This is a genomic window from Alistipes intestinihominis (genome assembly GCF_040095975.1).
Lineage (GTDB): Bacteria > Bacteroidota > Bacteroidia > Bacteroidales > Rikenellaceae > Alistipes > Alistipes senegalensis.
On sequence record NZ_JBBMFL010000014.1, the window covers coordinates 84,506 to 102,941 of the forward strand.

The following is an 18,436-nucleotide window of genomic DNA, read 5'->3' on the forward strand; positions in this document are numbered from 1 at the left end:
ATTAAAAATGAAAAATTAAGAATTGAAAATTTGCCTGCAACTTGCATTGGCCATTTTTAATTCTTAATTTTTAGTTAAAGTAATATCCCACTTTCCCCACGGCACCCGGCATGGCGAAGACCACCACCCGGTCGTAGGGGTTTATTTCCATGTTGTCCACCGCGATGAAGACCTTGTCACCGCGGACGATGCCGCCGATGATCGTATCCTCGGGCAGCCCGAGGTCCTTGATCCGGGACTTCGTGGCCGGGGAGTTGGGCTTCACGATGAACTCCAGCACCTCGGCGTCGCTGCCCGTCAGGCACTTGATGGCCTGTACGTCGGTTGACATCGTGAAGCGGAAGATATTCGACGCCGTCACCAGCTTCTTGTTGATGATCGTGTCGATGCCGATCGACTCGGCGAGGTTGATGTAGTTCATGTTCTCGACCTCCGCGATGACCTTCTTGACCCCCATGCGCTTGGCGAGCATCGCCGCCAGAATGTTGGTCTCGCTGCGGCCCGTGACGGCCACGAAGGCGTCCATATTGGCGAGCCCCTCCTCCATCATGGCCTCCGTATTGCGCCCGTCCTCGTTGATTATCAGCGTCTTGTCGAGCATCTCGGCCAGCCGGTAGGCTTTGTCGGCATTGTAGTCCACCAATTTGATGTTCACCTCGTCCTGCAACTCCGTGGCGATGCGGATGCCGATGCGCGAACCGCCGAGGATCATCATGTTCTTGATCTCGATGTTGGACTTTCCCGAGAACTCCATCACCTCCCGGACGGCGTCCTGCCGGGCGATGACATAGACCGTGTCGCCCTCCATGAACTGCTCGCCCTCACGGGGGATGATCGTCTGTCCGCCGCGCGTGATAGCCACCGTGCGATAGCTCAGCGGCGTTTCGTCGGCGAAGCCCGTGAGCACCTGCCCCACCAGCGGCGAGGCCGGTTCGAGGCGGAAAACCACCAACGAGAGCTTGCCGCTCGAAAAATCGACGTATTCCGTGGTCGAAGTGTGTCCCAGCAAGTTGATGACCTCGCGGGCCGCGACCTTCTCGGGATAGAACAGGTAGTCGATGCCCATGTCGATGAACATCTCCTTGTTGTTGGGTTCGAGGTATTCGTTGTTGTCGATGCGGGCGATGGATTTCTTGGCCCCGAGCTTCTTGGCCAGCATCGCCGCCACGACATTGGCGTTCTCCTCGTGGTTGACGGCGATGAACAGGTCGCATTTGCGCACCGAAGCCTTGCGCAGCACGGCGAAGATCGTCGAATCGCCCTCGACCGTAATCACGTCGGCCAGGCTGCTCACTTCGGAAAGCAGCTTCTGATCGCCGTCGATGACGGTAATGTCGTGGCCGTTTCCGCTGAGCATCCGCGCCAGGTGGCTGCCCATCTCGCCCGCACCCGCTATCACGATTTTCATAGATACAACATTATTGGGTTGCGCTCCATACGCCCGGTCCCGAACGTACGGGCAACATTTTTGCAATTTATCTTACAAATGTATACATTTGTCCCGGAAACCCCAAATTTCGGGCACTAAAAAACTGAATCCCATGCCGACCTGGTTAATCGTCATACTGTGTGCCGTCGCGGCCGTCGGGCTGTTCGTCGTCGGCATGTCGCTGACCCTGATGATCAAGGGCCACCACATCGACTCCGAAATATCGACCAACAAGAACATGCAGCGGCTGGGCATCAAATGCGCCGTGCACGAAACCCGCGAGGCGGACGGCAGCTCCGACTGCGCCGACGGGCAGCCCGCGGGCTGTTCGGGCAACTGCGGGGCGTGCGACATCGAGTCCCACGAGGCGGGAAAATAGCGCCTCGCGCGGAAACAGGAGAGGAGCCCCGCCCGGGCTCCTCGTTTTTCACAGCTTGCAGAATTTCGACCGGCAGACGAACCACGGGTTGCGGAGGTCCGGTTCGTTGTAGAGCAGCTCCCCGCCGCCGGGCAGCGTGCGCGTGCTTCCGCCGGCTTCGGCGAGAATCAGCTCCCCGGCCGCGGTGTCCCATTCGTAGGTGTGCGTCGTGCGGACGTAGTAATCGACCCGTCCCTCGGCCAGCAGGCAGAATTTGTAGGAACTCCCCTGCTCCACGATCTCCAGATCGGGATGCGTTTCGCGCAGGCGTGCGATGTGCTCGTGGGTCTCGGGGGTCTGGTGCGACCGCGACACGGCCACGACCGGATGTCCGTGGTTCATCTCGGATGCGAGCGGCAGAGGCGTCCAGTCCTGCACGATCTCGTCGTAGGTGAAGGCCGCCGCCGCGTCGGGCGCGATGCGCTCTTTGAGGAAGGCGCCCCCGCCGCGCCCCGCGACATACATCTTTTCGAAATAGGGAACATAGATGACTGCCCCCATGCAGACGTTGTTCTCCATCAGGGCGATGTTCACCGTGAATTCGTTGTTGCCCTTGATGAATTCGACCGTGCCGTCCAGCGGATCGACCAGCCAGTAAAGCTCCCAGTTGCGGCGCTCTTCGTAGCGCATCTCCCGGCCCTCCTCCGAAAGGACCGGAATGCGCGTGGTGCCGAGGTATTCGCGGATGGTCTTGTGAGCCACGCGGTCGGCCACCGTGATCGGGGTTTTATCTTCCTTGAGGCTTATATCGTAATCGTCGAGGTTCTTGTATACGTTCATTATCGAAGCTCCGGCTCGGACCGCTGCGTTGAACAGAGGCGGCAGCAGATACATTCTCACCTTGTCGTTAATCATCGAAACTCTTATTTTGGGGTCGGATACTTTTATTGTCATGGTAAAGGTAACAAGAATTTATGATATGGTGAAATATTTCGGGTCCTTAATAGTAACGGAAAATACGCCGTATTGGTATGAAACGCCGGAGTCCGGACCAAGCCTCTCCAGAGACGGCCCGCGAGACGCATGCGGCGGCAGCCCACACCAGCGCGGCGGTCACGACGGCGGCCGCAGCCGTCCACCGTCCTGCGGCGACCGACAGGCCGAACGCCGCGGCCAGCAGCAGCGCCGGCAGGAAAAGCCACCTCCGGGACAGGCTCCGTCGGGCTTCGGACGGCGCTAGCAGCGGTTCCCAAAGAGTCCGCCGCCGGCTGCGGGGAATCCCCCGCAGAGGCCGCATTCCGAAGCCGCCCGCGGCGACCAGCGCCTCGCGGCTCAGGAGCGCGGCGGGTTCGCCCAGATGCGAGCGCACGAGGTCGAGCGATCCGGGCAGTTCGGAGCCCAGTTCCGCGACGAGGCGTTCGACGGTCCCGGGAAGCAGGCATTGCCCCCTGCCGACGGGAAGCAGGTAGTCGTAGGTGGCCACGGCGGCGGCCGCGTCGAGATCGCCCGCAGCACCGTCGAACACGCGATCGACAAGCACCAGCCGCCGGAAGCACCGCTTGCGCGAACGCCCCAGCGCCCGCACCCCCGTAACCTCCAGCTCCCCCGCGAAGGTCCACTCGACGCGGATCATGCGGTAGCGGGCGACCAGCGCCCCGAACTCCGCAGCCTGACGCCGGGAGTCGAGCACGACGACCACTTCGTAGCGGGAGTATTCGGGCGAAAGCAGGTTTTCGAGCTGCGCGGGGTCGGTCACGCCGCTGCAAAGGACCGAGATGCCGATGCCGTCGGGAGCGTCGCTGTACGCGGTGCGCGCAGCGGCGACCAGCAGACGCCGGTCCCGCGCCCGCAGGACGGCCAGCAGCAATGCACAGGCGCACCCCGCCGCGACGACGAAAAACAGAAGTAGAAAAAGTTTCATGCCAGGGAACGTTTATAGGATTGCACGAGCGATTCGCAGTAGCTGCGTTCGCGGGCGTCGAAAAGCCGGCGGAGAAGTCCCGGAGAGTACCCTTCGGCAGCCATGTAGCGCATCAGGGCCTTGCGTTCGGTGGGGCTCATGGCGGTCAGGCGGCGGCCGACGCGGCGGCGCGTCAGCGGACGCCGCAGGGTGCAGAGCGTATAGAGCGCCTCGCGTCCCAGCTCCGGCGCGTCGTCCCCGGCGACGATGCGCAGCAACTGCCGCTCGGCCTCCTCAATGCCGAACTGCCGCACGATGCCCAGCCCCACGATCCGCAAGTTGCGGCAGGGCGACTCCACGAGCGGTCCGTAGGCGATCGGCAGCATGCCGCGCCGCAACAGGATCAGAATCTCCCCCACCTCGCAGGCCGAAAAGGGCGCGGGATATTCGGCCATCAGCCGCAGGGCCGTCGAAGGGTCGGCCGACAGCTGCACCATCAACGCCTGGAAGCGGACCCAGCGGTTGCGGCTCCGAACGTAACGCGCCGCCCGGGCTGCCACGGCTTCGTCGAGCGGCAGACGGGCCAGCAGCATCAGCCCACGGGCCCGGCGGCATCCGGAGGCGAGACGGATGCGGCCCAGCAGCCAGCAGTCGAGGCCGTATGCCGCGACGACGCGCCGCAGAGGCGCGGCATCGAGTCCGCAGGTCACGCCCGTCAGTCCGGCGACGGTCTCGGCCAGCAGGCGCCGCGCCCCGGCACGGCGGATCATCGGGAAGCGCGGCACGGGGCCTGCGCCCGAAAGCAGGTAAAGCATCAGAATGCGCAGGTATCTGCTTCTCAGCACGGTATCGCGGCCGCTCCGGCGGCGGGTGCGAAGCTCCGAGATGCACAATGCCGCGAGCAATGCGGCCGTGGCGAGTGCCGCAAGCGCCGTATAGGCGATCAGAAGTCGTTCGGTCATAACTGGCGGTCCAATTCGTTGGCGACCTTCGTCCGCAGCCGCTGCAAGCTCACGGGAAAGGTCAGATACTGATCGACGCCGCATTCCAGCAGGCTCAGCACCGACTGCTCGGCCTGCTGCCACGCCACGACGTAGACCAACGGCCTCCGCAGTCCCGGAGGACGCAGGAGGCGGACCACATCGCAGCCCGAAAAGAAAAGCGACGTGCCCACGACGATCACCAGGTCGAAAAGCATGCGCCGCGACAGACGTTCCATCGCGGCCACCCCCGACACACAGCGCACGTCGGTCCGCATGTCGGCCAGCGACAGGCGGATCACATCGCTCAGAAACTCCTCTTCGGATACGATCAATATTCGGTGCATGGGCGTCATGCCGGCTTTGCCGGCCGGGAATGGCGCGCCCAAAATCGTGCCAGAACGCCGTGCGGACAAAAAAAATTGCCGGACGTGTTGTTTATAAGATAAATATGCGTATATTTGCACTCCGAATTTATGTTCAAATACATAACCGAATTCAATGTACGTTATAGTAGAGATTGCAGGTCAGCAATTTAAGGCTGAGAAAGGTCGGAAACTTTATGTCCACCGTCTTCCGGGCGAGGAAAATTCGTCCGTAAGTTTCGACAAGGTCCTGCTCACAGACAACGACGGTCAGGTCAAAGTCGGCGCACCTGTAGTGAAAGGCGCCGCAGTGAAGTGCAAGATCCTGAAGCATCTGAAAGATGACAAGGTTCTGGTGTTCAAGAAAAAACGTCGCACGGGATACCAGAAGTGCAACGGCCATCGCCAGTACCTCACCCAGATTCTCGTCGAGGAAATCGTTGCATAAACCTTTATAAACTGAATCAACATGGCACACAAGAAAGGTGTAGGTAGTTCGAAGAACGGCCGTGAGTCGGAAAGCAAGCGACTCGGCATCAAACTGTTCGGCGGTCAGTTCGCAAAGGCGGGCAACATTATCGTTCGTCAGCGCGGAACGGTGCACAATGCCGGCGAAAACGTAGGCATGGGCAAGGACCACACGCTCTTCGCTCTCGTAGACGGAACCGTGGAGTTCTGCAAGAAAGGCGAAGGCAAATCGTATGTAAGCGTATCTCCGCTGAGCGAATAAGCACAGCGTCAAGAGCATAAGGAAACGGCCTCCCGAAATCGGGAGGCCGTTTCCTTTTCGGGGCGGTTAGGCAAAACCAAAACCCGCCTCCGGTCATTCCGGAGGCGGGTTCATTCGCCGGACGAATCCGGACGGTTACTTCTTGGCCGGGGCGGGCACGGCGCGGAACTCGGCGACGACCTTCTTGTCGTCGTAGAATTTCAGCTCCGAACCTTCGATCGCATAGCTGTCCACTTCGTCGAGCATCTTCACGAAAGCATCTTCGTACTGCATGTCGGGGCAGGCCATCCGGGTCATGCCCAAGTTTCCGAACGACAGCTTCTGTCCTTTCAGTTCGTATTTGCCGAAGAAACGGTTGCAGTTGGTGCGTCCGGCCACCATCGTATCGGCAGCGTTGAATTCCAGGGTGAAGAAATCGGCCTCGGCGGCGACGGCCTTCGCGGGAATGGCCTCCATCCTGGCGAGTTTCCATTGGGTACCCTCCAACGGCAGGGCTTTCTGCTGCGAGCCGCCGCAGGCGGTCATCGTTCCGAGCAGCACAGCGGCTGCGAAAATCTTTTTCATCATATCATTATAAATTATTCTCCGTTCCGAGCAATTTATACGCCAAACGCGTTTCAGCAGTAAAGATAGCAATTTTCCGGCCGGCGTCCAAATCATCGGTCCGAACGGCACAAAAAACGGCCCGGAAAATCCGGACCGTTACCGTATCGGCAGGCGGCCGATCAGATACGCTTCAGGGGAAGAGCTATCTCCAGTTCCGTCGTGTTGTCGAGAACCTTATTGACGATATCTCCGAGTTTGACGCCCATGAACGCGGCATCGTCGCCGAGCAGCGAGAACACCATATCGAGCACCCCGCGGAAAGAGAGGATCATCGCACGATCGACATAGAGTTTGGTCACGCCGTCCTTGACGCTGTATTTCAAAGGAATTCCGTAATAAGCGTCCGTCGAGACGATATCGAGCTTATAGGTTTTGATCATCTCGTCAACGATCGACAGCACGTCAAGTTCGGCAGACACTCCTTTCAGGAAATCCTTGCTGATCGTGAAATAGAAGCGGGAATTCTTCGTGTAATAGCCCAGCGCCCCTTCGGGAAGCAGTTCGGCAGTAGCGGCACCGGGGAAAGTTTTCAGTTCGGTCCCGAAAGTGGGGTCCATCAGCGAGCTGATGATATCCGGCTCCCCGCTTCCGTCCGTTTTGATGACCAGATCGTAGTAATTCGCGCCGAACGAACCGTCGTTGCCGAGGTCCAACTGATCCAGACCGCCTTTGACGATGGCAGATGCCATACTCTGAATCAAACCGCAAATCGTGTTCATCGGCATAACGAAGGAACCGGCAGGCATCCCCATCGACTCCGACATGTCGATGCCAGGGATATTCTCCGGATCGGACCACGTCGGGAGCAGGATGAAATAAAAATCCGAAGGATCATCGACCACATCGGGAATGGTCATCGTGACGGGAGTCGGTTTGTAGCTGCCGATCAGTTCGGATTTGAACGGTTCGGGACCGTCATTGTCGTCGTTGCATGCGGTAAAGGTAAATGCCGTCGCGGCAACGGTCAGCAGCATCGCTGCGCGTGTGAAAAGTCTTTTCATAATAAGGTGTATTAGAATTCAATTTGCGCCGTAAAATTACCTTTCGGGACCATTACGGGCAAATAAATTCAATCGGGGGGGGGAAAGCGACAACGAAACGGAAGGTTTTCATCACGAACCTTTTTGCCGGAAGCCGAAAACAGGCCGCCGGCGCAAAAAAAGCCGCGGCATTGCTGCCGCGGCTTTCACCTATTATTTAATGGAGATATCAGAACTCCATCTTCGAAAGACGGACATAGCCGTTGTAACGCCACTTGGCGTTCTCCTCGGCAGCGGCGAACAACTCGTCGGCCTCGGCGGGGAACGACTTCTGGAGCGAGGTGTAACGAACCTCCTTCATCAGGAATTCGCGGAACTTCGACCAATCGGGCTCCTTCGAATCCAGCACGAACGGATTCTTGCCCTGCTCTTCGAGCATCGGGTTGTAGTGCCACAGGTGCCAGTAACCGCAGGCCACAGCCTCCTTGCCGACGGTCTGCGTGCGGGTCATGCCGCCTTTGATGCCGTGGTTGATACACGGGGCATAGGCGATCACGAGCGAAGGTCCGGGATAGGCCTCGGCCTCCTTCAGCACGTTGAACAGCTGCTGCTGCGAAGCGCCGATCGAAACCTGGGCCACATAGACATAACCGTAGGTCATGGCCATTGCGCCGAGGTCCTTCTTGCGGATGCGCTTGCCGCTCGATGCGAACTTGGCGACGGCGCCCACGGGGGTCGATTTCGACGACTGGCCGCCGGTGTTGGAGTAAACCTCGGTGTCCACGACGAGGATGTTCACATCCTGACCCGAAGCCAGCACATGATCCACACCGCCGTAACCGATGTCGTAGCCCCAGCCGTCGCCGCCGATGATCCACTGCGACTTCTTCACGAGCCACTCCTTGTGTTCGAGAATCTTCTTGCAGGCGTCGCAGCCGCAAGCCTCCATCAGAGGAATCAGGCGCGCCGTAACCTCGGCCGACTTGGCCGACGAACCGCGGTTCTCGATCCACTCCTTCATCACGCCTTTCAGCTCGTCGGAGCACTTCGCGCAGTTGGCAATGGCATCCTCCATCGCCAGCTGGATGCGGTCGCGGAGTTTCTCCACACCGACGTGCATACCCAAACCGAACTCGGCGTTGTCCTCGAAGAGCGAGTTGGCCCATGCGGGACCGTGGCCCTCCGCGTTGGTGCAGTAGGGCGTCGAGGGAGCCGAACCCGAATAGATCGAGGTACATCCCGTGGCGTTGGCGACCATCATCTTGTCACCGAAGAGCTGCGAAATTGCCTTGATATAAGGGGTTTCGCCGCAGCCGGCGCAGGCGCCCGAGAACTCGAACAGCGGCTGTGCGAATTGCAGGTTCTTGACCGACTTGGTCTTGTCCACGACCTGCTTGTAGCCGATATGCTTGGTGATGTAGTCCCAGTTCTTCTGCTGAGGCATCTGCTCCTCCAGCGGACGCATGACGAGCGCCTTCTCCTTGGCGGGGCAGACATCGACGCAGTTCGAGCAGCCCGTACAGTCGAGCGGCGAGATCTGGATGCGGAACTTGTACTCCTTGGTTTCGCCCAGGCCCTGCTTCCAATCCACGCCCGAAGCGGCGGCCTCCTCCTCGGTGGCGAGGAACGGACGGATCACGGCGTGGGGGCAGACATAGGCGCACTGGTTGCACTGGATACAGTTCTCGATCTTCCACTCGGGAACGTTGACGGCGATGCCGCGCTTCTCGTAAGCGGCCGTGCCGTTGTCCCACGTGCCGTCCTCACGGCCGTTGAAGGCCGAAACGGGCAGCATGTCGCCTTTCAGGCCGTTGATCGGCTCGACGATCTTGCGCACGAACTCCGGATACGAGGCGTTCGAAGCGTGTTCGAAGCCCTTGTCCTCGATCGAAGCCCACTCGGCGGGAACGTCGATCTTCACGACGGCGTTGCCGCCGGCATCGACGGCCGCATAGTTCATGTTGACGATGTCCTCGCCCTTCTTTCCGTAGGATTTGAGGATGGCCTTCTTCATCTCCTCGACAGCCTTGTCGAACGGGATGACGTTGGCGATCTTGAAGAACGCCGACTGCATGATGGTGTTCGTACGCGAACCCAGACCCAGTTCGGCGGCGATCTTCGTAGCGTTGATGATATAGAAGTTGATCTTGTTCTTGGCGAGGAAGACCTTCATGTGGTCGGGCAGCGTCGCGCAGGTGGTCTCGGCGTCGTGCACCGAGTTCAGCAGGAACGAACCGCCGGCCTTCAGGCCCTTCAGCACGTCGTACTTGTCAACGTACGAGGGAACGTGGCAGGCCACGAAGTCGGGGGTGGTCACCAGATAGGGCGACGTGATGGGCAGGTCGCCGAAACGCAGGTGCGACGAGGTGTAACCGCCCGATTTCTTCGAGTCATAGGAGAAATAAGCCTGGCAGTACTTGTCGGTCGTGCCGCCGATGATCTTGATCGAGTTCTTGTTGGCACCCACCGTACCGTCGGCGCCCAGACCGAAGAAGAGCGCCTCGAACGTGCCGGGCTTCGCCAGCGAAATCTCCTCGCCGACGGGCAGCGAACGGAACGTCACGTCGTCCACGATACCCACCGTGAACTGATTCTTGGGCTCGTTCATCTTCAGGTTCTCGAACACGGCCAGCATCTGCGCCGGGGTGGTGTCCTTCGACGAAAGTCCGTAGCGGCCGCCGATGATGAGCGGTTTCTTGTCGCACGGGCAGGTTGCGAACGCCTCGACGACATCCAGGTAGAGGGGATCGCCGTTGGCTCCCGGCTCCTTCGTGCGGTCGAGCACGCAGATGCGCTTCACGCTCTCGGGAAGCACCGCCATCAGGTATTTCACCGAGAACGGACGGTAGAGGTGCACGGTGACGACACCCACCTTCTCGCCTTTGGCCGTCAGGTAATCGACCGTCTCCTTGAGAGTCTCGGTCACCGAACCCATCGCAACGACGATGTTCTCGGCATCCTCGGCACCGTAATAGACGAACGGCTTGTAGTCGCGGCCGGTGATCTTCGAAATCTCCTTCATGGTGTCGGCCACCATGTCGGGCACGGCGTCGTAGAACTTGTTCGAAGCCTCGCGCGTCTGGAAGTAGATGTCGGGGTTCTGGGCCGTACCGCGGGTCACGGGGTGCTCGGGGTTCAGGGCCCGGTTGCGGAACGCTTTCAGAGCGTCGCGGTCGAGCATGGCCGTCAGCGCGGCTTCGTCGATGAGCTCGATTTTCTGAATCTCGTGCGACGTGCGGAAGCCGTCGAAGAAGTGCAGGAACGGCACGCGCGATTTCAGCGACACGAGGTGTGCGACGCCGGCGAGGTCCATGACCTCCTGCACCGACGAGGTGGCCAGCATGGCGAATCCGGTCTGGCGCGTGGCCATCACGTCCTGATGGTCGCCGAAGATCGACAGCGACTGTGCGGCCAGCGCACGCGCCGAAACGTGGAACACGCCCGGGAGCAGCTCGCCCGAGATCTTATACATGTTGGGGACCATCAGCAGCAGGCCCTGCGAGGCCGTGAAAGTCGAAGTCAGGGCACCGCTTTGCAGCGATCCGTGCACGGCGCCGGCAGCGCCGGCCTCCGACTGCATTTCAACGACCTTGACGGTCTCGCCGAAAATATTTTTACGTCCCTGGGCAGCCCACTCGTCCACGAGTTCGGCCATCGTCGATGACGGCGTGATGGGATAGATGGCTGCGACTTCCGAGAACATATAAGCCACATGGGCCGCAGCGTAGTTACCATCACAGGTGATAAATTTCTTTTCTGCCATTTTAGTTGAAATTTTAGATGATATTTGTGTGCATTTCCTAACGATTCAGACACAGCCCGGACAAACGAGCGATGCAAAGATACGAATTTCGACCGAAAAACGATGTCGATTTTTTCACAAAAAAGTGTAAATTTTTACCTTTTCGAATGTTATTGAAATAACAATCAATCTGTTATTTAGCTAACAGAAAAGTCGCGGAAAATCACTGAGTTGACGAACGTTCTATCCGATAGCGCGTTAACCCGGAGCGCACACCGGAAACCGGAGTCCGACGCAAAATACGGACCTAAAAATAGGACTTTCGGATCAGCAGCGTTCATGTCCGGAAAAATTGTTAACTTTGTCCGCGCGATATTCCGTTATCCGCAACCGTTCTTGAATAATCGGATATAAAAGACGATTGTATTGGGGCTCCTGAAATCTGGTAAATTTTTGTAAACCCACGATGATCGTACCTAAGGGTGCGTGCTGATGCGAAGGGTTTACAGGCTTACCAGAGCCGCAGGAGCCAGACTGTCGGCAGCACTCTTCTCGTTTCTGCCGGTCATGAATGAAAAACATGCAGCGGCGGGAGCGATGGATTCTCTACATCCCAAACTTCTTCATAGTCACCGAATCCATTTTTCTGAAAACAATGAGGCGTCACTTGTGCTCCCCGCCGCTGCTTTTTGAAAAACTGCACGCAATTTGAACCTGTCCTCAGTCCGGTATTTTTATTACCTTTGGTGCCGTAACGGCACTTTTACCGGTCGGGACGTTTTGACGAACCGCACGCAACCCGGTTTTGCACTCGTCCCCGCTTTTTTGTACTTTCGGTGTCGTAACGGCACTTTTACCGGTCGGGACGTTTTGACGAACCGCACGCAACCCGGTTTTGCACTCGTTCCTGCTTTTTTGTACTTTTGTAAATTATGATTCCATACACTAAGAAAATACTGCCGAACGGCCTCACCGTCGTCGTCAACCGCGACCGGGCCTCGAAACTCGCCGCCGTGAACATCCTCTACAAGGTCGGAGCGCGCAACGAAGATCCCCGGCGCACGGGATTCGCCCACCTGTTCGAACACCTCATGTTCCGCGGCACGCGCGAAATCCCCAACTTCGACCTCCCGGTGCAGATGGCCTCGGGCGACAACAACGCCTTCACGAACAACGACTATACCGATTTCTACATCACGCTCCCGAAGGACAACCTCGAAACGGCCCTCTGGCTGGAAAGCGACCGCATGGAGGGGCTCGACATCACCCCCGCGAAGCTCGAAGCCGAAAAGAAGGTGGTGATCGAAGAGTTCCGCCAACGCTACCTCAACCAGCCCTACGGCGACCAGACGATGCTGCTGCGGGGGCTGGCCTACAAAGTCCATCCCTACCGCTGGGCGGCTATCGGCCTCACGACGGACCATATCGCCGAAGCCACGCTGGAGGATGTGGAGGCTTTTTACCGCACCCACTACCGTCCGTCGAACGCCGTGCTGTCGATCTCGGCGGACATCGAGGAGGAACGGATGCTGGAACTGGCCGAAAAGTGGTTCGCACCCCTCGCCGACCGCCCGGCAGACGCCGCGCCGATCCCGCAGGAACCCGCACAGACCGAAGCGCGCCGCGAGGAGGTCGAACGCGACGTGCCGGCGCCGACCGTCACCGTGGCCTACCACATGGGCGGGCGCACGGACGCCGGATTCTACACGGCCGACCTGGTTTCGGACCTGCTGGCGGGAGGCGACTCGGGGCGGCTCTACACGCATCTGGTCAAGGAACGCCGATTGCTGTCGAGCGTCAACGCCTATGTCACGGGCGACGTGGACCCGGGGCTGTTCGTCTTCACGGGCCAGCTGCTTCCGGGCGTGACGCCCGGAGAGGCCGAAGCGGCGTTCCGCGAGGAGATCGAAACCCTGCAAACCGCATCCGCGGCCGCCCGCGAGATCGAAAAAGTCAAGAACAAGTTCGAAGCCAACACGCTCTTCGGCGAACTGAACGTCATGAACAAGGCGATGAACCTCGGATTCTACGAGATGCTGGGCGACCTCGCCCTGATCAACCGCGAGGTCGGCCTCTACCGCGCCGTCGGCGACGACGACATCCGTTCGTTCAGCAGCCGCACGTTCCGGCCCGAAAACAGTTCCACACTCATTTACAACACGAAAAAATGACACAACCCCGCATAACCCCCTCGGAGGTCGAGGTCGCCGAGGCCGCAAAGACGCTGCTGCCCAACGGCGTCGCTCTCTACACGCTCGCTTCGGAGGAGTTCGAAGTGCTGCGCATCTCGTTCGTTTTCCGGGCCGGATCGGCACTCCAGCAGGTGCCCTTCTCGGCATCGGCGGCGGCCAATCTGCTCGCCGAAGGCACGCGCGACATGACGGCCCGCGAGATCGCCGAACAACTCGACTACTACGGCTCGTGGTACGATGTCAACATCGACCGCGACTACGCCTATATCAATTTCGCCACCCTCTCGAAATTCTTCGACCGGACGCTCGCCGTGGCGGAAGAGATTCTGCTCCGCCCCGTATTCCCCGAAGAGGAGCTGCGCACCTACGCCGCCAAACGCAAACAACGGCTGGCGATCGACCGCACGAAAGTCGATGTCGAGGCCCGCGAAGCCTTCGCCCGGGCGCTGTTCGGGGCGCACCACCCCTACGGCATCTCGTCGGACGAACGCGAATACGACAACCTCACGCGCGAAGCCGTGGCCGATTTCCACCGGAGGTTCTACACCGCCGAGAACTGTTTCGTCGTATGCAGCGGCCGCATCGGGGAGCACGAATTGCAGGCCGTCGGGGCCCTCGCGGCGCAGCTCCCCCACGGGGAGGCCGAAACGGCGATCCGGTTCCCGGCGCCCGAGACCACGCACACGGCGTTCGTCGAGCATCCCGGAGCGGTGCAGTCGTCGCTGCGGCTGGGACGCCTGCTGTTCCCGCGCCAGCATCCCGATTTCGTGGGCATGCAGGTCGTGGCGACGGCACTGGGCGGATACTTCGGGTCGCGGCTGATGCAGAACCTGCGCGAAGAGCACGGATACACCTACGGCGTGGTGTCCGCGATGGTCAATTTCGAGCGCGAGGGCTATTTCGCCGTGGCGGCGCAGGTCGGAACCGGCGTCACGCAGGAGGCTTTGCAGGAGATCTGCAAGGAGATCGAACGCCTCCGCACGGAGCCGATGCCCGAAAAGGAGCTGGCGTTGGTGAAGAACATGATGACGGGCGAGATGATGCGCATTCTCGACGGACCGTTCGGCATCGCCGACGTGACGATCGAGAACATCCTCTGCGGCACGGACAACACGGTGATCGGCGAAAACATCCGCCGCATCCGGCAAATGACGCCCGCCGACGTACAACGGCTGGCCCGAAAATACCTGGCGAAAGAGGATTTGGTGACGGTTATTGCCGGTGCGCGGCAACCCAATTCGTAAGCTCCACGAAATCGGCCACCGAGAGCTGCTCGGCGCGCCGGGTGAAGAAGGGATGTTCGGCACCGCCGAAGTCGCCGAACACGGATTTCAGCGAGTTGCGGATCATCTTGCGCCGCTGGCCGAAGGAGGCTTTCACCACCTTGACGAACAGCGGCTCGTCGCACCCCAGGCGCTCCGTGGCGTTGCGGCGCAGGCGGATGACGGCGCTCTTGACCTTCGGGGGCGGATTGAAAACCGTCTCGTTGACGGTGAAGAGATATTCAATGTCGTACCACGCCTGCAAGAGCACCGAGAGGATGCCGTATTCCTTCGATCCGGGAGGCTCGGCCAGCCGCACGGCGACCTCTTTCTGAATCATGCCGACGCATTCGGGCACGAGGTCGCGGTTTTCCAGCACCTTGAAGAAAATCTGGGACGAGATGTTGTAAGGGAAATTGCCGATGATCCGCAGCCCTTCGGGAAAGCGTTCGCGGAGGTCCATCCGCAGGAAATCGCCCTCGATCAGCCGCGGCGAGAACTCCGGGTAGTGTGCGTGGAGGTAGGCGACGCTCTCCGAGTCGATCTCGGCGCCCCACGTCACTATATCGCCGCGGCGCAGCAGAAACTGCGTCAGCACGCCCATGCCGCACCCCACTTCCAGCACCGGGCACGGCGCAGAGGAGGTGCCGCCCGAAAGCGAGTCGCAGATCTTGCGCGCAATGTTCAGGTCGGTGAGAAAATGCTGTCCCAGCGCCTTTTTAGCCCTTACTTCCGTCATAATTCCTTTCAAACAGGATACAAAGGTAGCAAAAAACCGGACGGGACAAAACCGAATCGCACAGAGTCCGGCAAAACTTTCCGACAGTCAAAGGCGTCGTCGCGGCACCGGAAGCACGAACCGTCGCCGCCGTCATCGCCATACGCCCCCGAAAATCCGTCCTGCGGAGTGCCTCAGCGTCTCCTGCGGCGGCTGCGCTTCTTTTCGAGGCGCTCCTGCTCGCGCCGGGCACGGGCCGCACGCCGCTGCGTCAGGCGGAACGTATAGAGCAATCCCACGAATCCCACGCCCAACAGCGTGATCCAAAACCACACGGCAATGCCGCGCTCCATGAATTCGAGGGCATAGATGATGCCCGCGACAGCCAGCACCATCGCCACCAGGCGCACGAGCTGCATAAGATTGTTCTTCATATCAATCCTCGTTTTGAGCATGTCTGTTTTTCCGGTGCCGGAGCGCTCCGAGGGTCATCAGGGCCGAGGCGACGGCCAACAGCAGCGGAACATACCAGATGTCCCGGCCGCCGGCGACGGCCACACGCCACGACGCGGTGACCGCAGCGACGAAGAAAACAGCGGCCATAATCGCCTGAAAACGGTCTATCGCACGCATCCGGCTACGGAATCTGATGCCGGTTCACCTCGTCGAGATGGCGGCACCTTTTCTTTTTCATTTCGTTGTAAACCATTCCGATTCCGGCCGCGACGAACAGCACGCCCACGACCAGATCGAACACATTCACACAATTGGAGCGCGTCACGCGCCAATAGACATTGGCTCCGAGCCACCCCAGCGCGCAAATCAGAAAAATCACGGCTAAAGTAAAAGTTTTCTTGTTCATAGGCATCTAAATATAGGTTGTATGCTGTCCGATCAGTTTCCCTGTTCGCACATGAACTTGATGCGCACGAGGCGAATCTCCTCCTCGGTATAGTCCGCCCCCAGCTCCTCGATGGCCGCGTCGAGCGAATCGCTCTCGGCGTCCTCCTTGAAATAGAGGTAAATATCCTCGATCTTGTCCTCGTCCATGAACCCCTTCAGGTAATAGGAGATGTCGAGTTTCGTACCCGAATTGACGATACCTTCGATCTCGGTGAGCAGTTCGTCGAAATCGAGGTCCTTGGCCCGTGCGATGTCCTCGAAATCCATCTTGCGGTCGATCGACTGGATGATGAAGATCTTGTTGCCCGACTTGCTGGCCACGCCCTTGACGACCATGTCCTGCGGACGGATGATCTCCTTCTCCTCGACGTAGGCTTTGATGAGTTTGACGAACTCCTCGCCGAACTTGCGGGCCTTGCCCACGCCCACGCCCGTGATGTTCTGCATCTCCTCGATGGTGATCGGGTACTGCACGGCCATGTCTTCCAGCGACGGGTCCTGGAAGATGACGAACGGCGGCAGCCCGTGCTGCTTGGCCACCTTCTTCCGCAGGTCCTTGAGCATCGAGAACAGCTCCTCGTCGGCGGCTCCGCCCTTGCCCATCGGGGCCACGGACTCGGCCTCCTTCTCCTCCTCGTCGTAATCGTGGTCGAGGGTCACGGTCACCGGGAACGGCAGGGCGATATACCCCTCGCCTTTCTTGTTGATCGAAATGAGGCCGTAATTCTCGATATTCTTGTCCACGAGCCCCAGAATCAGCGCCTGCCGCAGCACCGCGCCCCAGAAGCGGGCGTCGTGGTCGGCGCCGGCCCCGAACCATTTCGACTTGTTGTGGCCGTAGCTCTTGATCAGCGCCGTGGTCTTGCCCACCAGCACGTTGACGAGATAATCGGCCTTGAACTTGTCGCCGATGTCGCGCAGGGCTTCGAGGGCCATTTTGAGCGCCGCACGGGCGTCGATCTTCGGCTTCGGGTCGCGGCAGTTGTCGCAGTTGCCGCAATTGTCCTCGGTGTAGTCCTCGCCGAAATAGTGCAGCAGCGTCTTGCGGCGGCACATCGAACTCTCGGCATAGGAGACCGTCTCCAGCAGCAGCAGTTTGCCGATCTCCTGCTCGGCGATGGGCTTGCCCTGCATGAACTTTTCGAGTTTCTGAATATCCTTGTAGCTGTAAAAGGTCAGACAGTGGCCCTCGCCGCCGTCACGGCCGGCGCGGCCCGTCTCCTGATAATACCCCTCCAGCGACTTGGGGATGTCATAATGGATGACGTAGCGCACGTCGGGCTTGTCGATGCCCATGCCGAAGGCGATCGTGGCGACGATCACCTCGACGCGCTCCATCAGGAAATCGTCCTGGTTGGCGGCGCGCGTCGCGGCGTCCATCCCGGCGTGGTAGGCCCGCGCGCGGATGCCGTTGGCCACCAGCAGTTCGGTGAGCTCCTCGACCTTCTTGCGGCTCAGGCAGTAGATGATGCCGCTCTTGCCCTCGTTCTGCTTGATGAAGCGGATGATGTCGTGATCGACGTTGCGCTTGGGACGGATCTCGTAGTAGAGGTTCGGACGGTTGAACGACGACTTGAAGACCGAAGCGTCGGACATCCCGAGGTTCTTCTGGATGTCCATCTGCACCTTGGGCGTGGCCGTGGCCGTGAGGGCGATCAGCGGCGCCGTGCCGATCTCGTTGATGATCGGTCGGATGCGGCGGTACTCGGGGCGGAAATCGTGGCCCCACTCCGAGATGCAATGCGCCTCGTCGATGGCATAGAACGACACCTTTATTTTATGCAGGAACGCCACGTTGTCCTCCTTGGTGAGCGACTCGGGGGCGAAATAGAGCAGTTTGGTCTTCCCGGCGAGCACGTCGGCGCGGACCTGCGCCACGGCGGTCTTGTTGAGCGACGAATTGAGGAAATGCGCGATCCCCGACTCGGCCGAGAAGGTCCTCATCGCATCGACCTGGTTCTTCATCAGGGCGATCAGCGGCGAGATGACGATGGCGACCCCGTCCATCAGAAGCGCCGGCAACTGATAGCACAACGACTTGCCGCCGCCCGTGGGCATCAGCACGAAGGTATCCTTGCCTTCCAGCACGTTGCGGATCACCGCTTCCTGGTTCCCCTTGAACGACGAAAAGCCGAAATACTCTTTCAGCTTGTCATGCAACAGGGATGAATCGAATTGTTTCATTTCGCCGTTTGTCTGCTTTAATCTTTTATAAATCGGAAAATTCAATGTAAAGATAAAAAACTTTTCGGAAAAAAGCATAACTTTGTA

18 protein-coding genes are annotated in these 18,436 nt (G+C 59.5%); 5 read left to right on the forward strand and 13 right to left on the reverse strand.

Features of this window, described 5'->3' with window-relative positions; translation table 11 throughout:
* Positions 1 to 70: 70 nt before the first annotated feature.
* Positions 71 to 1,408 carry a Trk system potassium transporter TrkA gene (gene trkA / locus WMO46_RS11660; protein ID WP_019151055.1) on the reverse strand — a complete coding sequence of 446 codons (1,338 nt, stop codon included), beginning with the start codon at positions 1,406 to 1,408 and terminating at the stop codon, positions 71 to 73.
* Positions 1,409 to 1,541: 133 nt separating this feature from the next.
* On the opposite strand from trkA, the gene WMO46_RS11665 reads away from it, so the two are divergent.
* Positions 1,542 to 1,808, forward strand: coding sequence for a hypothetical protein (locus WMO46_RS11665; protein ID WP_278963574.1), 267 nt, complete (start codon positions 1,542 to 1,544; stop codon positions 1,806 to 1,808).
* A 48-nt stretch (positions 1,809 to 1,856) separates the two neighbouring features.
* Here the strand turns inward: WMO46_RS11665 and WMO46_RS11670 are convergent, their stop codons facing one another.
* From WMO46_RS11670 to WMO46_RS11685, 4 genes are all read right to left on the reverse strand, one after another.
* Complete coding sequence (locus WMO46_RS11670) at positions 1,857 to 2,702, reverse strand: 3'(2'),5'-bisphosphate nucleotidase CysQ family protein (protein ID WP_276761857.1); 846 nt, start codon at positions 2,700 to 2,702, stop codon at positions 1,857 to 1,859.
* A gap of 85 nt (positions 2,703 to 2,787) precedes the next feature.
* On the reverse strand, positions 2,788 to 3,708 hold the full coding sequence (locus tag WMO46_RS11675) for a hypothetical protein (protein WP_349094412.1): 921 nt from the start codon (positions 3,706 to 3,708) through the stop codon (positions 2,788 to 2,790).
* Complete coding sequence (locus WMO46_RS11680; protein WP_349094413.1) at positions 3,705 to 4,649, reverse strand: hypothetical protein; 945 nt, start codon at positions 4,647 to 4,649, stop codon at positions 3,705 to 3,707. Before WMO46_RS11680 ends, WMO46_RS11675 begins: the two co-directional genes overlap by 4 nt.
* Positions 4,646 to 5,014: a response regulator gene (locus tag WMO46_RS11685; protein ID WP_026076595.1), complete on the reverse strand. Its 369-nt coding sequence runs from the start codon at positions 5,012 to 5,014 to the stop codon at positions 4,646 to 4,648. The genes WMO46_RS11680 and WMO46_RS11685 overlap by 4 nt, the downstream gene beginning before the upstream one ends.
* Positions 5,015 to 5,168: 154 nt before the next feature.
* Between WMO46_RS11685 and rplU the strand changes: the two genes are divergently transcribed.
* Positions 5,169 to 5,480 carry a 50S ribosomal protein L21 gene (rplU, locus tag WMO46_RS11690; RefSeq protein ID WP_019151061.1) on the forward strand — a complete coding sequence of 104 codons (312 nt, stop codon included), beginning with the start codon at positions 5,169 to 5,171 and terminating at the stop codon, positions 5,478 to 5,480.
* 21 nt (positions 5,481 to 5,501) lie between these two features.
* The gene (gene rpmA, locus WMO46_RS11695) at positions 5,502 to 5,762 is read left to right on the forward strand and encodes a 50S ribosomal protein L27 (RefSeq protein WP_015546708.1); all 261 of its coding nucleotides are present in this window, start codon (positions 5,502 to 5,504) and stop codon (positions 5,760 to 5,762) included.
* Between the two features lie 135 nt (positions 5,763 to 5,897).
* On the opposite strand, the gene WMO46_RS11700 is transcribed toward rpmA, so the two are convergent.
* From WMO46_RS11700 to nifJ, 3 genes are all read right to left on the reverse strand, one after another.
* Positions 5,898 to 6,329, reverse strand: a complete 432-nt coding sequence (locus WMO46_RS11700) for an META domain-containing protein (protein ID WP_019151062.1) — start codon at positions 6,327 to 6,329, stop codon at positions 5,898 to 5,900.
* A gap of 158 nt (positions 6,330 to 6,487) precedes the next feature.
* Positions 6,488 to 7,369 carry a hypothetical protein gene (locus WMO46_RS11705; protein WP_019151063.1) on the reverse strand — a complete coding sequence of 294 codons (882 nt, stop codon included), beginning with the start codon at positions 7,367 to 7,369 and terminating at the stop codon, positions 6,488 to 6,490.
* A gap of 208 nt (positions 7,370 to 7,577) precedes the next feature.
* Entirely contained in the window at positions 7,578 to 11,111 is a 3,534-nt protein-coding gene (gene nifJ, locus WMO46_RS11710; RefSeq protein WP_281717620.1) for a pyruvate:ferredoxin (flavodoxin) oxidoreductase, read from the reverse strand.
* A gap of 911 nt (positions 11,112 to 12,022) precedes the next feature.
* Between nifJ and WMO46_RS11715 the strand changes: the two genes are divergently transcribed.
* A complete protein-coding gene (locus tag WMO46_RS11715) occupies positions 12,023 to 13,261 on the forward strand; it encodes a M16 family metallopeptidase (protein WP_278965035.1) in 1,239 nt (412 codons plus the stop codon).
* Entirely contained in the window at positions 13,258 to 14,526 is a 1,269-nt protein-coding gene (locus WMO46_RS11720) for a M16 family metallopeptidase (protein WP_278965033.1), read from the forward strand. Before WMO46_RS11715 ends, WMO46_RS11720 begins: the two co-directional genes overlap by 4 nt.
* On the opposite strand, the gene rsmA is transcribed toward WMO46_RS11720, so the two are convergent.
* From rsmA to recQ, 5 genes are all read right to left on the reverse strand, one after another.
* The gene (rsmA, locus tag WMO46_RS11725; RefSeq protein ID WP_019151067.1) at positions 14,495 to 15,283 is read right to left on the reverse strand and encodes a 16S rRNA (adenine(1518)-N(6)/adenine(1519)-N(6))-dimethyltransferase RsmA; all 789 of its coding nucleotides are present in this window, start codon (positions 15,281 to 15,283) and stop codon (positions 14,495 to 14,497) included. The two genes, WMO46_RS11720 and rsmA, sit on opposite strands and share 32 nt — an antisense overlap.
* Positions 15,284 to 15,456: 173 nt before the next feature.
* Complete coding sequence (locus WMO46_RS11730; RefSeq protein WP_019151068.1) at positions 15,457 to 15,696, reverse strand: hypothetical protein; 240 nt, start codon at positions 15,694 to 15,696, stop codon at positions 15,457 to 15,459.
* Position 15,697: 1 nt separating this feature from the next.
* Positions 15,698 to 15,895 (reverse strand): hypothetical protein, encoded by a 198-nt coding sequence (locus WMO46_RS11735; RefSeq protein ID WP_129651775.1) that lies wholly within the window; start codon positions 15,893 to 15,895, stop codon positions 15,698 to 15,700.
* A gap of 4 nt (positions 15,896 to 15,899) precedes the next feature.
* Positions 15,900 to 16,097: a hypothetical protein gene (locus WMO46_RS11740; RefSeq protein ID WP_227901118.1), complete on the reverse strand. Its 198-nt coding sequence runs from the start codon at positions 16,095 to 16,097 to the stop codon at positions 15,900 to 15,902.
* A gap of 59 nt (positions 16,098 to 16,156) precedes the next feature.
* Positions 16,157 to 18,349: a DNA helicase RecQ gene (recQ, locus tag WMO46_RS11745; RefSeq protein ID WP_129651774.1), complete on the reverse strand. Its 2,193-nt coding sequence runs from the start codon at positions 18,347 to 18,349 to the stop codon at positions 16,157 to 16,159.
* Positions 18,350 to 18,436: the final 87 nt, after the last annotated feature.